General features: G+C 71.3%; 22 protein-coding genes. 13 read left to right on the top strand and 9 right to left on the bottom strand.

What is annotated here, in order from left to right:
* Positions 1–45 precede the first annotated feature (45 nt).
* From ACQUQ1_RS06805 to ACQUQ1_RS06795, 3 genes are all read left to right on the top strand, one after another.
* Positions 46–201: a hypothetical protein gene (locus ACQUQ1_RS06805; protein ID WP_435063520.1), complete on the top strand. Its 156-nt coding sequence runs from the start codon at positions 46–48 to the stop codon at positions 199–201.
* 112 nt (positions 202–313) lie between these two features.
* On the top strand, positions 314–1,507 hold the full coding sequence (locus ACQUQ1_RS06800) for an anion permease (protein WP_435063519.1): 1,194 nt from the start codon (positions 314–316) through the stop codon (positions 1,505–1,507).
* A gap of 113 nt (positions 1,508–1,620) precedes the next feature.
* Positions 1,621–2,250, top strand: a complete 630-nt coding sequence (locus ACQUQ1_RS06795; RefSeq protein WP_435063518.1) for a GNAT family N-acetyltransferase — start codon at positions 1,621–1,623, stop codon at positions 2,248–2,250.
* A gap of 59 nt (positions 2,251–2,309) precedes the next feature.
* On the opposite strand, the gene ACQUQ1_RS06790 is transcribed toward ACQUQ1_RS06795, so the two are convergent.
* Positions 2,310–3,695 (bottom strand): hemolysin family protein, encoded by a 1,386-nt coding sequence (locus tag ACQUQ1_RS06790; RefSeq protein WP_435063517.1) that lies wholly within the window; start codon positions 3,693–3,695, stop codon positions 2,310–2,312.
* 217 nt (positions 3,696–3,912) lie between these two features.
* On the opposite strand from ACQUQ1_RS06790, the gene ACQUQ1_RS06785 reads away from it, so the two are divergent.
* From ACQUQ1_RS06785 to ACQUQ1_RS06775, 3 genes are read left to right on the top strand one after another with little or no spacing between them, the layout of a single operon-like run.
* On the top strand, positions 3,913–4,185 hold the full coding sequence (locus ACQUQ1_RS06785) for a glutaredoxin family protein (protein ID WP_435063516.1): 273 nt from the start codon (positions 3,913–3,915) through the stop codon (positions 4,183–4,185).
* Complete coding sequence (locus ACQUQ1_RS06780; protein WP_435063515.1) at positions 4,186–4,698, top strand: redoxin domain-containing protein; 513 nt, start codon at positions 4,186–4,188, stop codon at positions 4,696–4,698. It abuts the gene before it with no gap.
* A 9-nt stretch (positions 4,699–4,707) separates the two neighbouring features.
* The gene (locus tag ACQUQ1_RS06775; protein WP_435063514.1) at positions 4,708–5,400 is read left to right on the top strand and encodes an L-threonylcarbamoyladenylate synthase; all 693 of its coding nucleotides are present in this window, start codon (positions 4,708–4,710) and stop codon (positions 5,398–5,400) included.
* 54 nt (positions 5,401–5,454) lie between these two features.
* Here the strand turns inward: ACQUQ1_RS06775 and ACQUQ1_RS06770 are convergent, their stop codons facing one another.
* Both ACQUQ1_RS06770 and ACQUQ1_RS06765 read right to left on the bottom strand, forming a co-directional pair.
* Entirely contained in the window at positions 5,455–6,168 is a 714-nt protein-coding gene (locus tag ACQUQ1_RS06770; protein ID WP_435063513.1) for a CRISPR-associated protein Cas4, read from the bottom strand.
* Positions 6,169–6,451: 283 nt separating this feature from the next.
* A complete protein-coding gene (locus tag ACQUQ1_RS06765; protein WP_435063512.1) occupies positions 6,452–7,048 on the bottom strand; it encodes a conditioned medium-induced protein 4 in 597 nt (198 codons plus the stop codon).
* A 189-nt stretch (positions 7,049–7,237) separates the two neighbouring features.
* Here ACQUQ1_RS06765 and ACQUQ1_RS06760 point away from each other — a divergent pair, with 189 nt between their 5' ends.
* From ACQUQ1_RS06760 to ACQUQ1_RS06750, 3 genes are all read left to right on the top strand, one after another.
* Complete coding sequence (locus tag ACQUQ1_RS06760; RefSeq protein WP_435063511.1) at positions 7,238–9,367, top strand: heterodisulfide reductase-related iron-sulfur binding cluster; 2,130 nt, start codon at positions 7,238–7,240, stop codon at positions 9,365–9,367.
* A 74-nt stretch (positions 9,368–9,441) separates the two neighbouring features.
* The gene (locus tag ACQUQ1_RS06755; protein WP_435063510.1) at positions 9,442–9,666 is read left to right on the top strand and encodes an AbrB/MazE/SpoVT family DNA-binding domain-containing protein; all 225 of its coding nucleotides are present in this window, start codon (positions 9,442–9,444) and stop codon (positions 9,664–9,666) included.
* Positions 9,663–10,037: a type II toxin-antitoxin system VapC family toxin gene (locus ACQUQ1_RS06750; RefSeq protein ID WP_435063509.1), complete on the top strand. Its 375-nt coding sequence runs from the start codon at positions 9,663–9,665 to the stop codon at positions 10,035–10,037. Before ACQUQ1_RS06755 ends, ACQUQ1_RS06750 begins: the two co-directional genes overlap by 4 nt.
* 30 nt (positions 10,038–10,067) lie before the next feature.
* Here the strand turns inward: ACQUQ1_RS06750 and ACQUQ1_RS06745 are convergent, their stop codons facing one another.
* Positions 10,068–10,388: a 4Fe-4S dicluster domain-containing protein gene (locus ACQUQ1_RS06745; RefSeq protein ID WP_435063508.1), complete on the bottom strand. Its 321-nt coding sequence runs from the start codon at positions 10,386–10,388 to the stop codon at positions 10,068–10,070.
* 116 nt (positions 10,389–10,504) lie between these two features.
* The gene (locus ACQUQ1_RS06740; RefSeq protein ID WP_435063507.1) at positions 10,505–11,206 is read right to left on the bottom strand and encodes a hypothetical protein; all 702 of its coding nucleotides are present in this window, start codon (positions 11,204–11,206) and stop codon (positions 10,505–10,507) included.
* Between the two features lie 89 nt (positions 11,207–11,295).
* Here ACQUQ1_RS06740 and ACQUQ1_RS06735 point away from each other — a divergent pair, with 89 nt between their 5' ends.
* Positions 11,296–11,844 (top strand): cupin domain-containing protein, encoded by a 549-nt coding sequence (locus ACQUQ1_RS06735; RefSeq protein WP_435063506.1) that lies wholly within the window; start codon positions 11,296–11,298, stop codon positions 11,842–11,844.
* A gap of 46 nt (positions 11,845–11,890) precedes the next feature.
* Positions 11,891–12,253, top strand: a complete 363-nt coding sequence (locus tag ACQUQ1_RS06730) for a thiol-disulfide oxidoreductase DCC family protein (protein ID WP_435063505.1) — start codon at positions 11,891–11,893, stop codon at positions 12,251–12,253.
* A gap of 61 nt (positions 12,254–12,314) precedes the next feature.
* Here ACQUQ1_RS06730 and ACQUQ1_RS06725 read toward each other — a convergent pair whose 3' ends face one another.
* Both ACQUQ1_RS06725 and ACQUQ1_RS06720 read right to left on the bottom strand, forming a co-directional pair.
* Complete coding sequence (locus ACQUQ1_RS06725) at positions 12,315–12,608, bottom strand: hypothetical protein (RefSeq protein WP_435063504.1); 294 nt, start codon at positions 12,606–12,608, stop codon at positions 12,315–12,317.
* Between the two features lie 167 nt (positions 12,609–12,775).
* On the bottom strand, positions 12,776–13,939 hold the full coding sequence (locus tag ACQUQ1_RS06720; protein WP_435063503.1) for an acyl-CoA dehydrogenase family protein: 1,164 nt from the start codon (positions 13,937–13,939) through the stop codon (positions 12,776–12,778).
* Positions 13,940–14,107: 168 nt separating this feature from the next.
* On the opposite strand from ACQUQ1_RS06720, the gene ACQUQ1_RS06715 reads away from it, so the two are divergent.
* Positions 14,108–14,959 carry a helix-turn-helix domain-containing protein gene (locus ACQUQ1_RS06715; RefSeq protein WP_435063502.1) on the top strand — a complete coding sequence of 284 codons (852 nt, stop codon included), beginning with the start codon at positions 14,108–14,110 and terminating at the stop codon, positions 14,957–14,959.
* A gap of 307 nt (positions 14,960–15,266) precedes the next feature.
* Here the strand turns inward: ACQUQ1_RS06715 and ACQUQ1_RS06710 are convergent, their stop codons facing one another.
* The gene (locus tag ACQUQ1_RS06710; RefSeq protein WP_435063501.1) at positions 15,267–15,791 is read right to left on the bottom strand and encodes a metallophosphoesterase; all 525 of its coding nucleotides are present in this window, start codon (positions 15,789–15,791) and stop codon (positions 15,267–15,269) included.
* Between the two features lie 142 nt (positions 15,792–15,933).
* Here ACQUQ1_RS06710 and ACQUQ1_RS06705 point away from each other — a divergent pair, with 142 nt between their 5' ends.
* The gene (locus ACQUQ1_RS06705) at positions 15,934–16,896 is read left to right on the top strand and encodes a cation diffusion facilitator family transporter (protein ID WP_435063500.1); all 963 of its coding nucleotides are present in this window, start codon (positions 15,934–15,936) and stop codon (positions 16,894–16,896) included.
* Positions 16,897–16,962: 66 nt separating this feature from the next.
* Here ACQUQ1_RS06705 and ACQUQ1_RS06700 read toward each other — a convergent pair whose 3' ends face one another.
* Entirely contained in the window at positions 16,963–19,920 is a 2,958-nt protein-coding gene (locus ACQUQ1_RS06700) for a replication factor C small subunit (protein WP_435063499.1), read from the bottom strand.
* Between the last annotated feature and the right edge of the window lie 123 nt (positions 19,921–20,043).

Here is a 20,043-nt window from a genome sequence, read left to right as displayed (position 1 = left end):
CCGCCGGTCGAAACCCCTATCCCCCGTAGCGCCGCATCCGCGGACATGGCAATCGTGGACACGCTCGTCGACGCCGTCGCGGCGAACCCGGCGCTGACGGTCATCCTCGTCGTCCTCCTCGCGCTGGTGTTCGGCGGGTACCTGTTCGTCAGGCGGATCGTCGTGAACGCCGCCGAGGGCTACGACCAGGGCCGGCGTTGAGTCGCGGCCGCGGGGCGGGGTCGGAACCGGCGCCGGTTCAAGACCCCATGCGACCGGCGGACGCACGCCGGCAACCCAACAACGACTTACCCGCGGGGCCAGAGGGCCGGGTATGGTCGCCGCCGGCACCCTCGCCACCCTGTTGATCGCCGCCCTCGCCTCGCTGTTCATGGCGTGGGCGATCGGTGCCGGCTCCTCGGGGTCGACGCCGTTCGCCCCGGCCGTCGGCGCCAACGCCATCTCGGTGATGCGAGCCGGGCTGATCGTCGGCGTGCTCGGCTTCCTCGGCGCCGTGTTGCAGGGCGCGAACGTCACCGAGGCCGTCGGCAACGAGCTCATCGTCGGCGTCTCCATCACCGCCACGGCCGCCATCGTCGGGCTGATCACCGCCGCCGTCCTCGTCGCGATCGGCGTGTTCGCGGGCTACCCGATCGCCACCGCCTTCACCGTCACCGGCGCGGTCGTCGGCGTCGGCCTGGCGCTCGGGGGCGAGCCCGCGTGGGGGAAGTACCGCGAGATCGTCGCGCTGTGGGTCGCCACGCCGTTCGTCGGCGGCTTCATCGCGTACGCCACCGCCCGCCTCCTGCGCGCCGAGCGCGTCTCCGAACGGGTCGCCGTCCCGACGCTGGCCGGCCTCGTCGCCGCGCTCGTCGCCAACATCGGCTTCACCGTGCTCGGCCCGCCGGGCGTCCAGCGCTCGCTCGCGGGCCTCGCGAGCGACGCGCTCGCCCTCCCCGACGCCGCCGGCCGGCTGGCCGTGACCGTCGCGTTCTCCGTGCTCGCCGCGCTCGCGCTGTTCCGCGACATGCGCCGGGACCAGGCGCGCGGACAGCGGCGCTTCCTTCTCGTGCTCGGCGGCCTCGTCGCCTTCTCCGCCGGCGGGTCGCAGGTCGGCCTCGCCATCGGCCCGCTCGTCCCGCTGATCGGCGGCGAGGGCGCCGACGTGCAGGTCCCCCTGATCGCCGTACTCGTCGGGGGGGGCCTCGGTCTGCTCGCGGGGTCGTGGACGGGCGCCCCGCGGATGATCAAGGCGCTCGCGCAGGACTACTCCTCGCTGGGGCCGCGGCGCTCCATCGCGGCGCTCATCCCCAGCTTCGCCATCGCCCAGACCGCCGTCGCGTTCGGCATCCCCGTCTCGTTCAACGAGATCATCGTCTCCGCGATCATCGGCTCGGGGTACGCCGCCGGCGGGGCCGGCGTGAGCACGCGGAAGATGGGGTACACCGTGCTGGCGTGGGTCGGGTCGCTCGCGCTCGCGCTCGGCGTCGGGTACGGGGCGTTCACCGTCGTCGACGCGGTGCTGTAGGTCGGGGGCCGGCGGTCGCTCGGGATCCGACCGACGCGGTTCGACGGGACGGGGGGCCGAAGCCCGTCGGGACCAAGAGTTATCGGCGTCGTCCCGGATACCGGAGTGGCACGATGACACGGGCGACCTTCCCCGAGCGGATCGAGACCGATCGGCTCCGGTTCGAGCGGATCAGTCACGACACCGCCGACACATTCGAGCTGTACGACCTCGTCCGGCGCGAGGGCTGGCGAGAGGAGGCGACGACGCACATGCCGTGGTTCCGGTTCGAGAGCGTCGGCGAGGTCGCCGAGTTCATCGACACCGCGGAGTTGCAGTGGGAGAACCACGAGACCGCGCGGTACCTGCTCAGGTCGGCCGACGAGAACGGGGAACTCGTCGGCATCACCGCGTTCGGCCCCGAGTGGGACGAACGGCGGGCGGGGTCCGGGATCGTCCTCGCTCCGGAGTACTGGGGCCGCGAGTACGGGGTGGAGCGCGCGTCGGCGTTCGTCGAGTTGACGTTCGAGCGGTACCGGTTGGACGCCTTCTATTCGACGTGTGCCCGCGGGAACGATCCGTCGAGGCGGATGATCGAGAAGTACGTCGACCGCTACGGCGGCCGGCACGAGGGGCTCCTCCGACAACACTCGACACGCCCCTCCGGCGCGGTCACGGACCAGCATCGGTTCACCGTCACCCGGGAGGAGTACGAGCGGGCGACGGCCGACCGAGCCACGCTACAGTTCGACCGACACTGGTAGTGTAGTCCGACCGCGAGTGGCCCGGCAGGACGACGAGCCGGCGAGGGATACGAACCCCCTCAGTTCTCGGCCTCCGCGCCCGCCTCCGCCTCGGCGCCGTCGTCGCCGTGGTACGCCTCGGTGACGGTGACGCGGGCGCGCATGATCCGGGTGTTGTCGACCTCCTCGATCCGGATCTGGACGCCGTCGTACTCGATCTCCTCGCCCTCCTCGACGAGGCGGCCGGCCCGGTTGAACACGAAGCCGGCGAGGGTCTCGAACTCCTGTCCCTCGGGGAGGTCGATGTCGAGCACCTCGTTCACCTCGTCGATGTTCACCTCGCCGCGGACGAGGACGGTGTTGTCGTCGACGAACTCGAACGGCTCCTCCTCGTCGCCCTCGAGGATCTCGCCGACGATCTCCTCGACCATGTCCTCCAGGGTGAGGATCCCCTCCGTGGTGCCGAACTCGTCGATGACGACGACCATCTGCATCCGGGTGTCCTGCATCTCCTCGAGCAGCTCGTCGGCGTTCTTCGACTCGGGGACGTGCAGGGTCGGCTGGACGACGCTCGCGAGCGTGTTGTCGCCCTCGCCGTAGTAGCGCGCGCGGACCAGGTCGCGGATGTTGACGACGCCGATGATGTTGTCGAGGTTGCCCTCGTAGACGGGGACGCGCTCGTGGTCGGCCTGCACGCACGTCTCGATCGCCTCGTCGATGGAGGCGTCCTTCGGCACCGCCGTCACGTCGAGGCGGGGGGTCATCACCTCCTTGGCGATGGTCTGGTTGAACCGGAAGATGCGGTCGAGCATCTCCCGCTCCTCCTCCTCGATGACGCCCTCGCGCTCCCCGGTCTGGATCATGTTCTGGATCTCGTCGCGGGTGACGTAGGACGTCTCGATGGCCGAGCGGCCGCCGGTGACCTTGTTGATGACGCGGGTGAGGTAGTCGAAGACGACGATGAGCGGGAAGAGGACGTACTCCGAGAGCTTCAGCGGCCGGGCGATCCGCAGCGCCCACGACTCGGTGTTCTCGACGGCGTAGCTCTTGGGCGCCGACTCGCCGAACAGGAGCACGAGCGCGGTGATCCCGAACGTCGCCGCGACGACCGCCTGCCCCTGGCTCAGGTAGATGGCGAACAGCCCCGTCGCGATGGAGGACATCGCGATGTTGACGATGTTGTTGCCGACGAGGATCGTCACCAGCAGGCGGTGCGGGTCGTCCTTCAGTTCCTTGACGGCCTCCGCGCCGACGCGGCCGTCCTCGACGAGCTGTTCGACCCGGTGGCTCGCCAGCGAGAACATCGCGATCTCCGAGGAGGAGAAGAACGCCGACAGCCCGATGAGCACGACTATCGCGAGGACGCCGCCGATGGTGATCGTGGCGTCGTTGATCGGCACGACGTTCGCGAGCCCGCCGAACTGCGCGGGGGCGACTACGGGAGCGTGTACCGGCGACAAACCCATGTGATACGGAGGCTAGCCCGGCCCCCGGATTAAGCGTTGTCCTCGCGCGGGCGCGACGGACGCGACGGACGCGGCCGTGGCTCCGTGCGGATGCGGGTCCAGCCGCCGGCCCCGCCGCGCTCGCCGCCGCCGATGCCCCGCACCCGTCGTCTCCCCCCGCGGTTCCCCGAGTTCCGAGGGCGAAGACGTTACCAGACGGGGCGCCGTAGGCTCGCTCATGTCCGACCCGCAGATCACGCTGTACCGACTGCAGGCGTGTCCGTACTGCGAGCGCGTCGTCCGCAAGCTCAAGCAGTACGACCTCGACTACGAGTCCCGGTTCGTCGAGCCGATGCACTCCGACCGGAACGCCGTCGCCCGGCTCACCGGCAAGCGCTCGGTGCCGGCCATCCGCGACGAGGCGACCGGCGTCACGATGTCGGAGTCGGGCAACATCGTCGAGTACCTCGACAACACCTACGGCGAGGGCGGCGCCGCGGGGGGAGCCTGAATGGTCGACTTCGACGTCGTCGAGCTCCCCGAGGCCGACCACGTCGCCGAGGGCGAGGCCGCGCCCGACTTCACCCGCCCGCTCGTCGGCGAGGAGTACTGGACGGACACCGCCCTCTCGGACATCGACGGGCCGGTCGCGCTCGTGTTCTTCCCGATGGACGGCGCCTTCCCCGCGACGTACATCTGGAACGAGATCCGCGACCGGGAGTGGGGCCGCGGCCCCAGCGACCACGTCACGGTCGTCGGCGTCTCCGTCTCGACGCCCTACGAGCACAAGACGTTCCTCGAGGAGCGCGGGATGGACTACGAGCTGTTCTCGGACCCCGGCGCCGGCGTCGCGGAGCTGTACGGCGTCGTCCACGACCTCGACGGCATGACGGGGGTCCGCGAGCACCGGCCCGCGGTGTTCCTGCTCGACGACGAGCACGCCGTCGAGTACGCGTGGGTCGCCTCGGAGTGGCCGGACTTCCCGGACTACGACGAGGTCGAGTCGCACATCGAGCGCCTGTAAGCGACGGCCATGAACGCCGAAGGCGCCGACGGAGCCGACGATCGAACCGACCGAGGGGACGGCCGGACCGACCGCCCCGACCGTGACACCGGCGACGGTAACGGCGACGGGGTCACCGACGCCGACATCGACCGGGCCGCCGAGGCGGTCCGCGCCGGCGAGGCGGTCGTCTACCCGACCGAGACGGTGTACGGCCTCGGCGCGGACGCGACCGACCCCGCGGCGGTCGAGCGCGTGTTCGAGCTGAAGGACCGCCCGCGGGACAAGCCGCTGTCTGTCGCGTTCGGGGACGTGGAGCCGGCGCTGTCGCTCCTCCCGGCGAGCGACCGAGCCGCCCGCTTCGCCAGGGCGTTCCTCCCCGGCCCCGTGACGGTGGTCGTCGACCGCGGCGACGCGCTCCCGCCGGAGCTCACCGGCGGCGGGTCGAGGGTCGGGATCCGGGTGCCCGACCACGCGACCGCGCGGGCGCTCGCCGACGCCGCCGGGCCGGTCACGGCGACGAGCGCGAACCGCTCGGGCGCGGGGAGCGTCCGTCGCGTCGCCGACCTCGACGCGCGGGTCCGCGACGGCGCCGCCGTGGTGCTCGACGGCGGGGAGACGCCCGGCGGCGAGAGCACGGTCGTCGACCCCGAGCGCGGCGTGATCCACCGCGCCGGACCGCTGGCCGACGAGATCCGCGAGTGGCTGGCGAGCGAGCCCTGAGCGACGGCGACACGGGGGTCGACTCCCGGCGTCGTCGGAGTCCCGGTCGCCGCTCTACAGCCCGATCAGGCTCCTGAGGCTCCGGGTTTTCACCCCGCAGTTCGTCCGGTGTCGACACGACTCGCACTTCGGACTGCCCGAGAGCCGCGCCGGCGGCCCCTCCATCCCGCGGACCGTCCGCAGCGCCCGCCGGTACGCGCCGGACCGTCGGACCGACAGGCGGACCTCCCGGACGACCGCGTGGGCGGGGTACTCGACGAGCGCCCGCCGGACGCGGCGCCCCTCGACCCACGACAGCGCGTGCATCGCCGCGACCGCGCGCACCGACTGCGGCTTCCACACCCCGCAGTCCGGCGGCTCTCCCGGGGAAACGATCACGGGCACCGGCGGGTCGCCGGTCGGCTCCCCGTCCTCGTCCCGCGTACCTTCGTCTCCCGTCGCGCCGAGCACTTTGTGCGCGACGCCCCGGGCGTCCTTCCCGTCGAGGAGGACGCGGGTTCCGGGCGGGTCCGACAGCGCCGCCCAGTCGGGTCGCTCCGCGATTCGCTCCAGCGCCGTCCGGTACTCCCCCGGCGGTCGGTCGATCGGCTCGGCCCGGAGTTCCGCGTCGTCCATACGGAGGAGCGCGGGGTACCGGAAGGCCAGATCGATCCGGGCGGTCGCCTCGGGTGGCGGACCACGGTCGTCCTCGCGGCGGTCGTAGTACAGCTGGCGCGGGCAGTACGTCGCCGTCGCGAGATCCGTGAACGTCGCCGTCTCGGGGGGCACGCGGGGTCTGGTGTCGGGTTCGTATTTGAACGTTCGCTGTCGCGGCCGCGGTGCGGCGGCGGTTGCGGTGCGGCGGTGCGGCAGCGGTTGCGGTGCGGCAGCGGTTGCGGTGCCGTTGTCGCCGCGGTGCGGTCGCGGATCACCAGCGATCGTACCGCGAGCGAGTCGGCCTCCGGCCGACGAGCGAGCGGCTCTTTTGTCGTGAACGGGTTTTGCCGGGGTGGTTCCCCGCAGCGAGCGGCGAAGCCGCTCGCGAGGAAACCACCCCGGGAAAAGCGGTTCGTCAGAAGGAGACGTTCGTCTCGATGTCCTCGGCGGCCTCGCGGAGGCCGTCCTCGCGGGCGTCCTCCGTGTGGCCGCCCCTGAGGTCCTCCTCGGCGAGGAGTTCGGCGAACTCGTCGCGGAAGCGGTCGTTCGCCCGGGTCGACTCGAGGTCGGCGGCGACGACCGTCGAGTAGTGCTCGACGGTCCCCTCGTCGACGCCGAGGTCGGTCGCGCGCTCCGCCGTCGGCACGCCCTCGACGTGCATCGAGCGGAGCCGGGAGAGGTCGAACGGCGCCTCGCGGTCCGACTCGCGGACGAGGTGGAGGTCCATCCGCGCCGCGAACACGGTCGCCTCGTCGACGCCGAGGTCGTCGGCGATGGCGGCGTCGTCGGCGTCCTCGAAGTACAGCCGGACGACCCGCACGAGGTCGTCCTCGGAGAGGCCGGAGTCGAACTCGTAGCGCTCGCGCATCCGCGAGACGAGCTCGGCGACGCGCTCCGCGGCGTCCGGCTCGTCCGCTAGCGAGCCGTGTCCCTCCTCCTGACGCTCCGTCACCGTGTCACCCCCCGTCGTGTCGAGGAAGATGTCGCGGAGTTCCTCCGTCTTCTCGTCCATAGACTGGGACGGAAGCTATCGGCGAATAAAAGGCTGTTGCCGAGGACGACGGCCCGTGACGGCCGCACGCGGACGAGGGGTGCGCGCGGTCACACCGCGCGGTCGCGCGGACCGTCGAGGCGGGCGGCACGGACCTTCACGCACGATGGTGTGAGAAGATTTAATCGGGGGCGGCGACGCGCTATCGACATGCAAGCCGACGTGACGCGCGAGACCTTCTGGACGATCGGTCCCGTCGGGAAGGCCGCGTTCTACTACCTCGCGGCGGTCGCGATCGCGGTGTTCCTCTACGGGACGTACGCGCGGTTCGCGCGCTACGCCGCCGGCGAGGACGACTGGTTCGATCGCCTCGACGACCTCCCGGGACGGGTGCTTCGGGCGGCCCGGATCGTCGCCTCGAACCGCAACCAGTTCGACCGCGACCTGTACGCGGGCGTGATGCACGCGTTCGTCCTCTGGGGATTCCTCACCCTCCTCATCGGGACGACCATCCTCGGCATCGACCTGGACCTCTGGCGTCCCGTCACCGGCGAGTCGTTCTTCGTCGGCGACTTCTACCTCTCGTACTCGTTCGTGATGGACGCGATGGGGCTGCTGTTCGTCGTCGGCGTCGGTATGGCCATCTACCGGCGCTACACCGAGCGCGACGGGCGCCTGTGGGGCGAACACACCTCCCTGGAGGACGACGCGTTCGTCTGGACGCTGCTGGCGCTCGGCGTCGGCGGCTACGTGCTGGAGGCGTTCCGGATCATCGGGTCGGCGGAGTTCGCCGCCTTCGAGCAGGTGTCGTTCGTCGGCTTCTTCCTCGCCGGCCTGTTCGCGGAGGCGGGCGTCGACGCCGCGCTCGCGGAGACGCTGTACCACTGGACGTGGTGGAGCCACGCCCTGCTGGCGTTCGCGTTCATCGCGCTGATCCCGTACGCGAAGCCGTTCCACATGATCTCCTCGTTCGCGAACGTCGTCACCCGCGACGAGAGGGCCGGCGTTCGACTCCCGGGCGTCCCCGAGGACGCCGGGCCCGAGGAGATCGGCTACGGCTCCATCGAGGACTTCTCGTGGCGCCACCTCCTCGACCACGACGCCTGCACGAAGTGCGGCCGGTGTTCCTCGGTGTGCCCGGCGAAGGCCTCGGGCCGCAACCTCGACCCGCGCGACGTGATCCTCGACCTGAAGCGGTACCGCGAGCGGCTGGACGCCGGCGAGACGGAGGAGATCGAGATCGTCGCGGACGGCGGCGAGTCGGTCATCGCCGCCGAGTCGATGGAGTCGTGCATGTCCTGTATGGCCTGCATGGACGCCTGCCCGGTCGACATCGAGCACGTCCCGGAGTTCACGCAGATGAACCGTCGGCTCACCGAGACGGGCCAGATGGACGAGACGGTCCAGGACGCGATGATGAACGTGTTCCAGAACGGCAACACGTTCGGTGACCCCGCGCGCAAGCGCCCCGAGTGGACCGAGGACCTGGACTTCGAGGTGCCCGACGCCCGCGAGGAGGACGTCGAGTTCCTCTGGTACGTCGGCGAGTACCCCAGCTACGACGAGCGCAACCGGCGGGTCGCCCGCTCGCTGGCGACGCTGTTCGAGCGCGCGGACGTCTCCTACGGCATCCTCTACGAGGACGAACGGCACGACGGAAACGACGTGCGCCGCGTGGGCGAGGAGGGGCTCTTCGAGATGCTCGTCGAGGACAACGTCGAGGCGTTCGCCTCCTGCACCTTCGAGAAGGTCGTCACCACCGACCCCCACTCGATGAACACCTTCCGCAACGAGTACCCCGAGGTGTCGGAGTTCGACGACCCCGTCTTCCACTACACGGAGGTCGTCGAGAACCTCGTCGAGCAGGGCCGCCTCGGGCTGGACGGCACGGAGCTGGACTACACCGCGACGTACCACGACCCGTGCCACCTGGGCCGGATGAACGACGTGTACGAGGCGCCCCGCGACCTGATCCGCGCGACCGGGGTGGACCTCCACGAGATGCCGCGCAACCGCGCGGACTCGTTCTGCTGCGGCGGCGGGGGGGGCGGCCTCTGGATGGACCACGACGAGGAGACCAAGCCCAGCGAGGAGCGCCTGCGCGAGGCGCTGGAGGACACCGACGCCGGCGACGCCGTCGAGAAGTTCGTCGTCGCGTGCCCGATGTGCGGGACGATGTACGAGGACGGCCGCAAGACCGGGAACTTCGAGGACGACATCGAGGTGATCGACGTCGCGGAACTGCTGTGTGAGGCGCTCGCGGCGAAGGAGGGCGTCGCCGTCGACGCGCCGGCGGACGCGGGCGACGACGGGGACGCGTCGCCGGCGGCGGCCGACTGACGTAACCGCCCAGTCCGCTCCACGATTCGCCGATCACGGCGAAGAGTCAAGTTCGTGGAATTCGTAGCAGTTTTATGCGCGTTGACGCCGCCGACGGACGGATCTACCTCCCGAAGTCGCTCCGCGAGGAGTTCGGCGATCGGTTCGAGTTGGTGGAGCGTGAGGGTCGGCTCCTCCTGATCCCGGTCGCGGATGACCCGCTCGCCGCGCTTCGTGAGGAGTTCCGGAACGTCGAGGCTACCGCGGAGGAACTCGCCGCGGCAGCCGAGGAGGAAGCGCTCGAGGAGGCCGGTCGGTGAGCTACGTCGAGACGGACTTCGTGCTCGCGCTGATCAAGGAGGACGACTGGCTCTCGGCCGCCGCCGAGGAGTACTACCGCGAACACGGCGACGAACTCTGGACCTCGACACACACGCTGGTCGAACTGATGCTCGTCGCGTATCGGGAGGATCGGAACGTCGAACGCGTCGTCGCGAACGCGACCGCGCTCGTCGAGGTACGGGGGGACACCGATTCCGTTCTCGCCGCCGCCAACGCCGTCGAGGAGGACGGACTGACACCGTTCGACGCGCTCCACTTGATCGCCGCTGACGGCGATCGGATCGTCTCCTCCGACGGAAGCTACGACGGCGTGACCGAGCGCGTCGCGCTGGAAGACCTCACGGAGTAGGTCCGGATCGGTCAGACGGATCGGCCGGTCCTACGACCGCGAGGGGTCCACGTCGATGGCGTCGACCGGACAGATGTCGACGCACAGCATGCAGTCGATACACTGGTCCTCCCGGGTCGGCTCGACCTTCTTCTCGCTCGCGGGGTGGTCCGGCGTGTCGACCCAGTCGAAGACGTCGACCGGGCAGTTCTCCAGACACGCCCCGTCGGCGATACAGATGTCGTAGTCGACGGCGACGTGGCTCCCGTGGATGCCCAGTTTCTCGGGCGGTTCGACCGGCCCCCACACGTCGAGGCCGTTCTCCTCGCCGGCCTTCTCGCGGTTGTCGTCGAAGTTCGGATCGATTCCCATTGCCGGTGGTTCCGCCGTCACGTACAAAAGCGCCGGCATCCGGCCACCCCCTCCCCTCCCCTCCCCTCCACCCGGCGGCCGGACACTCGGCGGCGGTTCCGTGGGTCGCTCCGGCGTCACTGATCCGCGAGGACCGCCGACAGGGCCGCCAGCGTCGCCGCCGCGGCCAGGCCCGCCAGCGCGACGCCGACGCCGAAGCCCGACCCGGCGCCCGTCGACGACGAGGACGAAGACGTCGACGAGTCGGACGCCCCGACGTCGCCCGCGCCGGACGGATCCGACGCCGGCGGCGCCGTCCCCGACGCGTCGCCGACGGTCAGCGGCATCGAGTCGCGGACCTCGCCGGTCGCGTACAGCGTGACGTTGTAGGTGCCCGGCGGGAGCGGTTCGCCGGGCGCGCCCGTCACGCTCGCGTTCGCGACGTCGCCGCCGGCGACGGTCAGCGCCCCCGGCTTTCCGCGACCCGCGGCGGCGGTGTCGAATCGGACGACGACCCGCACGCCGCCAGCGGGCGCGATCTCGGCCGCGTAGCGGAAGCCGTCCGGCCCGGTCACGGTCAGGACGGCGCCGTAGGCGTTGTGGAACGTCACCGCCGCGGCGACGCTCCCTCCGGGATCCGTGCGCACGGCCGAGACGTTGAACTGGACGAACGAGTGGGTCGCCGCCGCGTCGGGTGCCGGGCGGTCGCCGGACGGACCGCCCGGTGCCGTCGCTCCCGCGGCGTCGACGGCGCCGACCGCCGCCCCCGCCGTTCCGACGGCGAGCAGGCTCGCGAGCGCGAGCGCCGCGGCGACGTCTCGGACGGTCCCCGAGGTCACGGCGGCGACTGGGGCGGCGACGGGCGAAACCGCTTCGGTTCCGGCCGCGCCGCCGACACGACTACCCCGGTTCCGTCCGAGTCGCCGCCGTGAACCGCGTCAACGTCGACGACCTGGACTGGGACGACACCGAGCGGGACGACCGGACCGAGTGGCGTCGCAAGCGCCTCGCGGCCGCGGCGGGCGGCGAGCGGCTGGGCTGTAGCCTGTATGAACTCCCCGCAGGCAAGCGCTCGTGGCCGTACCACTACCACACGGGCAACGAGGAGGCGCTATACGTCCTCGCGGGCGAGGGGACGCTCCGACACGCCGACGGGACGAGCCCCCTCCGCGCCGGCGACTACGTCGCGCTCCCGGCGGGCGAGGACGGCGCCCACCGCGTGGTCAACGACTCGGACGGACCGCTCCGGTACCTCGCGCTCTCGACGATGCGCGAGCCGGAGGTGCTGGTCTACCCCGACTCCGACAAGGTGGGCGCGATGGCGGGCGCGCCGCCGGGCGGGGACGGCGACCGCGACGTCGACATCTACTTCCGTCGGAGCGACGCCGTGGACTACTGGGACGGGGAGGGGGACGACGTGGGAGGCGACGCCGGGCCCGACGGGGCCGGGGACGACGGGCGCGCGGGCGACCGGTAACCACGTCCCCCGAAACCCCATATCCGTCGAACGCGTAGGTTCGGGTATGTCCGTCCCCCGCCTCGTGTACGACGACGACTGCGGGTTCTGCACGTTCTGCGTCTCGCACGCCCTGGAGCTGGGCGAGTTCGAGGCCGTCGGCTTCTCGGACCTGGACGACGACCTGCGCGCGCGCCTCCCGGACGACTACGAGGAGTGCATGCACCTCGTGACCGACAGCCGGGTGTACTCCTGCGGCGAGGCGCTCGAACAGGTGGCCAAGCGGACCGGCGCCGCGGGCTGGTGGCTCACCGCCGCCGCGAAGGCGCTGCCGCGGTACCCCGAGGCGCGGGAGAAACTGTACCGCTGGGCGGCCGACCGCCGCGGGCTGTGGGGGTCGTTCGTCCGGCGGGAGTCGCTCCCCGAGTGAGACGCCGCGTGGCGGCGGGGCGAGCGGGAGCGACCGCCCGGACCGGGTCGCCCCGCCCGGGTCACCCCCCGGACCGCGTCCGCCGGAGCGCCGCCCGGCCGGGGGCCAGGTCACGCGGGGGCGCCCGGCGGAGGTACGACTCCAGCGCGGCCGCGATGACCCGGACCTCGTCGGCCGCGAACCGCTCGCGTCCGGCCTCGATGCCCGCCAGCGTGTCGAGCTCCGGGAAGCCGCCCGGGGCGTCGCCCGCCTCCACCGCGGTCCGGACCCGGTCGAGGAGCGCGGCGTGGACCACCCACGCCTCCGCGCGGGGGAACGCGAGCGTCCGCCGACCGCCCTCGACCGGGTCGACCATCTCGCTCGCGCCGACAGAGTCCACCCACTTAGTTGTGTTCACGGTCGGTGGCGGCGGCGGTGTCGCACCCGCGAGCGCCCCGTCCACGGCGGCGCGAACCGGTCCGTACCGGCCGCCGTCGGAGGCGGGTGCGACGGTACGGGCGAGCTACCGTCCTCCCCGCGGCGTCACTCGAAGGCCGACAGGCCGGTGAGGTCCTCCCCGATGATGAGCGAGTGGATGTCGTGGGTGCCCTCGTAGGTGTACACCGTCTCCATGTTGCTCAGGTGCCGCATCGGCGAGTAGTCCGTCGTGATCCCGTTGCCGCCGAGCATCTCGCGGGCGACGCGCGCCTGATCGCGGGCCATGCGGACGTTGTTGCGCTTCGCCATCGACACCTGCTGCGGGCGCAAGTCGCCGCGCTCCTTCAGCTCCGCGAGGCGGTACGCCAGGAGCTGCGCGAGGGTGATCTGGGTCGCCATCTCCGCGAGCTTCTCCTGCTGGATCTGGAAGCGGGCGATCGGCCCGCCGAACTGGTCGCGGTCGAGCTGGTACTCGCGGGCGGTCTCGAAGCAGTCGCGGGCGGCGCCGACGGCGCCCCACGCGATGCCGTAGCGCGCCTGCGTGAGACACGACAGCGGCCCCTTCATCCCCTCGACCTCGGGGAGGACGTTCTCCTCGGGGACGCGGACGTCGTCGAGGACGATGCCGCCGGTGACGGAGGCGCGCATCGAGAGCTTGTCCTCGATCTTCGGCGTCTCCACCCCGTCGCGGTCGGTCTCGACGAGGAAGCCCCGCACGGGCGACCCCTCCTCGGAGGTCAGTTTCGCCCACACGACCGCCACGTCGGCGATGGGGGAGTTCGTGATCCACGTCTTCTCGCCGTCGAGGACGAAGCCGTCGGCGTCGCGCTCGGCGCGCGTCTCCATCCCGGAGGGGTTCGAGCCGTGGTCCGGCTCGGTGAGGCCGAAACAGCCCACGGCCTCACCCCGCCCGAGGGCGGGGAGCCACTCCTCCTTCTGGGCGTCGCTGCCGAACGCGTGGATCGGGTACATCACGAGCGCGCCCTGGACGCTCGCCATCGAGCGCAGGCCGGAGTCGCACGCCTCCAGCTCCTGCATCAGCAGGCCGTACGCGCGCTCGGAGACGTTCGGGGAGCCGTACCCCTCCAGGTTCGGGGCGTAGAAGCCGAGCTCGCCCATCTCGGGAACGAGGTCGGTCGGGAACGTCCCCGCCTCGTAGTGGTCGGCGATGTCGGGGGCGACCTCCTCCGCGACGAACTCCCGGGCCGTGTCCCGGATCAGTTTCTCCTCGGCGGAGAGGTCCGCCTCCAGGCCGACGTAATCGAGCATGCCTCGGACTCGGGGACACGCCGACAAATGGGTGTCGGGATCCCCCGGATCGTTCGTGAGGGTCGTCGGGGGCCGGCACGCGCGTCAGGGCGAGGGAGCGGCCGAAGCGGGGGACGGGGGCACGCGCACGGAAGGCTTACGACCTCCACGGGGGAATGGGCGGGACGAATGGCCGACATCCCGTCCTCCATCCCGGGGATCGGCGGCCCGGACTCCGAGGCGGGCGCGGACCGCGAGGCGGACCCGCGCGTCATCGGCGTCGACGGCGACGACGCCGACGCGGTCCTCGCGGCGCTCTCCTCGGACACCGCCCGCTCGATCCTCGCCGCCCTCCACGACAGCCCCGGCCCCGCCAGCGACGTGGCCGACCGCGTCGACACCTCCCTCCAGAACGCTCAGTACCACCTCAAGCGCCTGCGCGACGCCGGCGTCGTCGAGGTGACCGGCACCGTCTACTCCGAGAAGGGGAGGGAGATGGACGTGTACGCGCCCGCCGACGGGCCGCTCGTGCTCGTCGCCGGGCCGGAGTCGCAGGCGTCGGGTATCCGCGCGACGCTCAGCCGCCTCCTCGGCGGCGTCGGCGCCGTCGGCCTCGGCGCCGTCGTCGTCGAGACGGTCCTCGACGGCCCGTTCGCCCCCTCGTTCGGCTTCGGCGCGAGCGGCGGCGCGGCCGGCGGCGGCGACGCGGGCGGAACCGGCGTGAGCGTCGAGTCGACGAACGCGACGTCGACCGAGGCCGCGGCCGGGGAGCCCACCCCGACGCCGACCGAGACGGCCGGCGACGGCGGGATGGGCATCGCGGAGGCGACCGAGACGCCCGCGGCGACGCCCGCCCCGGAGACGACCGCGGAGCCGGCGGCGACGGAGGTCGCCACGGACACGGCGTACGCGGTCGCCGCCGACGCCGGGCCGACGCTCGCCGACCAGCTCGCCGCCTCGCCGGGGTTCCTGTTCCTGTGCGGGGGGCTGCTCGCGCTGGCGCTGGCCGCCCTCTACGCCCGCCGGCGCGGGTCGCTGTGAGCCGCGGTTCGGGTCGCAGCGGCCGCGAACTCCGCCCCGCGGGGGCGTTCTCCGCCCCGGCGACGGTGACTAAAAGCGGCGTTTGACTATAGAGAAAGTACTTGACAGGAGCGACACAAGCGGGAGGTACCGGTCCCCGGTGACGCGCCGGCCCTCCGACCGCGGTTCCCGCCGCACCCCTCCAGCCACCGACGCCACCGCACCCTCTCCCCCCGACCGCGGGGAGCCGCGGCGCCGGCCGTCCCGGGGAACCCGGTTCCCCGCTGTCGCAGCCCTCCGCCGACCGCGTCGTCCGCGCCGGTCCCGCCTACCGGTCCCCCTCCCCCACGGGAACGGCGAACGACGCGAACGTCTCCCCCGCCGGCGTCACCAACTCCCCCGAGAGCCCGTCGTCCGTCCGGACGAGTTCCGCGTGGGCCGCCCGGTTCCCCCGCGGCTGCGCGTAGCTGCCCGGGTTGAGCAGCGGCACCGGTCCGGAGTCGTCGAACTCGGGGCGGTGGCTGTGCCCGAAGACGACGAGGTCGGCGCCGCGCTCCCGGCCGAACAGCGCGAGGCCGGTCGCGCCGCTCCGGCTCCGGTGACGCACCGCGATCGTCGCGCCCTCGACGGCGACCACCCGCTCCTCGGGCAGCCGTTCCCGCAGCGCGGCGTCGTCGTTGTTGCCGGTGACGCCGTAGACGGCGTCGTTCACGTCCAGCAGGGCGTCGAGCACCGGTTCGCGGTAGAAGTCGCCCGCGTGGATCACGGCGTCCGCCTCGCGGACGGCCTCCAGCGTCCGGCCGCGAAGCTCGTGGCCGTCGGTCGCGTGCGTGTCGGAGATGACGGCGAGCATGTCGACGGGGAGGGGGCGCCGGTACTAACAGGTTCGGGAGGCGGGCGCGGGGCCGGCCGCGCCGTCGCCGCGGACCGACGCCGTGCCGGCGGGCGTCCGCGGGACCACCGGCTTCATAACGAGTCGCCGAGAGGTCCGGACAATGGCTGGCAGCAGATCCGTCGTGATCGCCGCGCTCATCGCCAACGGGGCCATCGCGATCCTGAAGTTCTTCGGCTTCCTGCTCACCGGGTCGCCGTCGATGCTGTCGGAGACGTACCACTCCATCTCCGACACCGGGAACCAGGTGTTCCTGCTCGTCGGGATCCGCTTTTCGGCCAAGGAGGCCAGCAGGGCGCACCCGTTCGGCTACGGGAAGGCCCAGTTCTTCTACTCGTTTCTCGTCTCGGTGCTCCTGTTCGGCATCGCCGGGTGGGAGTCGCTGAAGCACGGCTACGACGCCCTCATGCACCCGGGCCACGGCGGCGAGCGCGCCGACGTGATCCTGGCGGGGATCAACTTCACCGAGCTCGTCCCGGTCGATCCGTTCTGGATCAACGTCGCCGTGCTCGTCGGCGCCATCCTGTTCGAGACGTACGCGTTCGCCAAGGCGCACGCGGAACTCGACCGCCAGATCGCCGAGTACGGCTGGTCCGGGCTGCGCGAGGCGTTCTCGAAGACCAGCGACGTGACGACCCTCACGGCCTTCACCGAGGACACCATCGCCCTGCTCGGCGCGGCCGTCGCGCTCGTGGGCATCAGCCTCGCGCGCTACCTCGAGGCGCCCGTCTTCGACGCCGTCGCCTCCCTGGTCATCGGGGCGCTGCTCATGGTCTTCGCGGTCGCGCTGGCGTGGGAGAACAAGCGACTCATCCTCGGGGAGTCGCTCCCGGCGGACGTGGAGGCGGCGCTCCGGGCGGGGATAACCGACCAGCAGGGGGTCCGCCACATCGACGGCTTCCGGACGATCTTCATCGGCCCCGGCGAGGTGCTCGTCACCGCCGACGTGAGCTTCGACCGCGGCGCCGGCACGGACAGCATCGACGAGGACATCACCCGGATCGAGGAGACGCTCCGCGGGATCGACGACCGCGTGAGCATCGTCTACATCGAACCGGAGGTCTGAGGTCGGCGGCGCGGACCGCGGGGCCGGGGCGGTGGCGCCGGCGACCCGCGCGCCGCGTCGTCTCTCCTACTCCTGTGCGAGCGCGAGCGACGCCAGCAGCGCCTCCAGCTGCACCTGCTCGTTGGCGCCCTCGGTGATCCGGTAGTCGGCCTCGCCGATGCGCTCCATCAGGCGCACCGCCTCGCGGTCGGAGAGGTCGAACTCCCAGACGGAGCGGTGGAGCTGGTCGACGATGTCGCCGCCGGCCATCCCCGTCTCCGTGAGGAGGGTGTCCAACGTCGCCCGCGACTTCGAGAAGTCGCCCGCGAGCGCGTCCTCGACCATCGCCTCGATCTCCTCGGGCCGGGCGGTCGCCGTGATCTCGTAGACGGTCTGCTCGTCGACGACCTCGCCGGTCGTCGCCGCCGCCTGCAGGGAGTTGATCGCGCGGCGCATGTCGCCGTCGGCGGCGTACACCAGCGCGTCGAGCCCCTCGTCGGTGAGCTCGATGTCCTGGTCGGCGGCGATGTCGCGCACCTGCGCCGCGACGGCCTCGTCCGACAGCGGCGAGAAGCGGAACACCGCACATCGCGACTGGATGGGGTCGATGATCTTCGAGGAGTAGTTACACGAGAGGATGAAGCGCGTGTTGTCGGAGAACTGCTCCATCGTCCGCCGGAGCGCCGACTGGGCGTCGTCGGTGAGGGAGTCTGCCTCGTCGAGGAAGATGACCCGGTAGTCGTGGCCGCCGAACGACGAGCGCGCGAAGTTCTTGATCCGGTCGCGCACCACGTCGATCCCGCGCTGGTCGGAGGCGTTGAGTTCCAGGAAGTTCGTCCGCCAGTCGTCGCCGTAGATGGTCTTGGCGATGGCGACCGCGCAGGTCGTGTTGTGCATCACGGTCGGCACGTTCCCGGCGACGTAGTTCCGTGTCCCCGGTACGGTAAGATCGTACACGCGCTCGGGGCCGTCCACCCGTTCGATCGACTCGACCTCGTCGAAGTAGAGATCGGCGGACACGAGCCGATCCAGCGATGCGAGGTCCTCGATCACGTCCAAGGTGCACATCCGGGACGCGAGCGTTCGGACCCGATCCGCGACCGTCGCGAACCGCGTCAGCGACGACGGCGCGTGGTCGTCGTTCGAGAGGAGCGCGATGGTGTCGGTTCCTCTGAGCGAGGTTCCCTCCGCGACTTCGTCGTACGAAACTCCCATCGATTCGATACAGTCGCATAGCTCTCTCTGGAGAGCCCCGATATCGACGGACCGTTCGGTCCCACCGACTTCCGAGAGCAGGCCCATCGTCCGCTTCGCGTTCGGCGTCCGCCGTCCGTCAGCGTATTCGAGGAGTCTGTCCGTCCGGATCCCCGTCGTCTCGGAGAGCTGCTTCCGCCTGCCCAGCGGTTCGATATCCGAGCGAGCATCGACCCACGCTGCGGGGATCGCCGACGCGTCGTTCAACGCCGACGAAAGCGTATCGAGCCGAGCGAGGACAGTCTGTGCCGTTTCGACACGTTCGACGGCAGCATCGACCACGGCCTCGATGTCGTCGAGATAGCGCTCTCGACCGGGGTTCTCCGGATCGAGCGAGTCCGACGTGAGCTCACCGACGGGGAGCCGAAGCGTCTCGCAGAGGTCGCGGACAGCAGATTGGACCGGCATTGTGTCGTGATTCGGATTCGAGCGCCGGGCCGTGAACTGCGCGAGTACGGCCGCCTTCTCGTCAACGTCGAACCCGATCCGTTCCTCGAACCGCGCGAGCGCGGACGCGCCGGAGATCGACAGCCGGTGGTACTCCCGTTCCGTCCCGCTCCCGTTCGTCGCCGACTTCCGAACGCGCTTGCGGCGAGAGGGGACCCCGAACGACGAGAGGAGGTACGAGAGGAGGGTGATGTGACGCTCGTTCCGCTGAGTCAGTTCGACGACGCCGTTCTCCGCGACGTGCGCCTCGGCGTCGAACATCGCCCGCAGGAACGCCGCTCGCGCCTCGTCGTCCGCGACGACGAGCGCGGACCCGACAGCATCCCGATCCGCGCCCGTGGCGCTCGCAAACACGTCGAACGTCTCCTCTAGGAAATGTGTGAGCGTCCGGGAGATCACCTCGACGTAGGGAACCCCCTGCTGTTCGCCCCGCGTCGACGACAGTCCGAAACAGGACTCGACTGCCGCCTCAAACGCGTCGAGAAGAGCGTCGTCCGTGTTGTAGAACTTCACCCGACCGCACTCGATACGCGCCTCCGCGACCGCGAGCCCGAGGAACCGAGCGAGTTCCGGCGTCACCTCCCAGGGGGGGGTGATCGGACGGGATCGATTTCCGGACGCGTTCACGTACGTGATCTGCTCAATACCCTCACGAAGTCGCCCGCGGGAGACATCGGCCGTCCGGAGGTCCGACGGCGAAACGACGGGCCGACCGAACTCCTCGATCAGGCCCCCAGCGACCTCAACCTCGATCCGATCGTCGTCGATGGCGTCGATCCACTCCAACGTCGGATCCGTGGGCGTCGGGATTTCGAGCGGGCGGGCGACCCGCTGGCCGACATCGATCTCCGCGGCGGGAACCCACGAGAGCCCGTCGGCGTCGACGACGAGGAGTTTGTGCTCCGGCGTGACGGTGAACTCCCCGCCGTCGCGCGTCGACACCGAGACGAGCTCGTCAGCCTCCTTCCCGAAGACGTGCGATGGCTCGACGTGCTCGAACTCGCCGTCGTCGTCGAACGTCGCGATCTCCGTCCCCGTTTCGGGAGTCGCGAACCCCTCGACGTCGCCGACGACACGGTCGATCCGTTCGACCCCCCTGTTCGTGAGAACCGGCGTCTCTCCCGTCGTACACTTCCCGACGCCCGCCGGCCCCGCGAACAGCAGATGCGGCAGGTCGTCCTGCTCGATGTAGCTGCGCAGCCGCGAGACGATCTGCTCGTGGCCGTACACGTCGTCCAGCGTCTGCGGGCGGTACTTCTCGATCCAGACCTCCCGCCCGGGCGCGGGGCCGGCGGCCTCGTCGTCGGCCCCCTCGCTCGCCTCCGCGTCGTCGGCCTCGCTCATGCCCGACGGTGGGCGGCCCGGGGGGATAAACGCCCCGAGATGTCGGCCCCGCGGGGGCGGGTCGCCCCCGGCGGCAACCGCCGGCCCCGGAGGAAAGGGGCAAGTCCCCGGCCCGCCCACGAC

Origin of the sequence: Halobaculum sp. EA56, from assembly GCF_051195075.1 — an archaeon.
Lineage (GTDB): Archaea > Halobacteriota > Halobacteria > Halobacteriales > Haloferacaceae > Halobaculum.
This window is presented reverse-complemented; position numbering and strand designations above follow the sequence as displayed.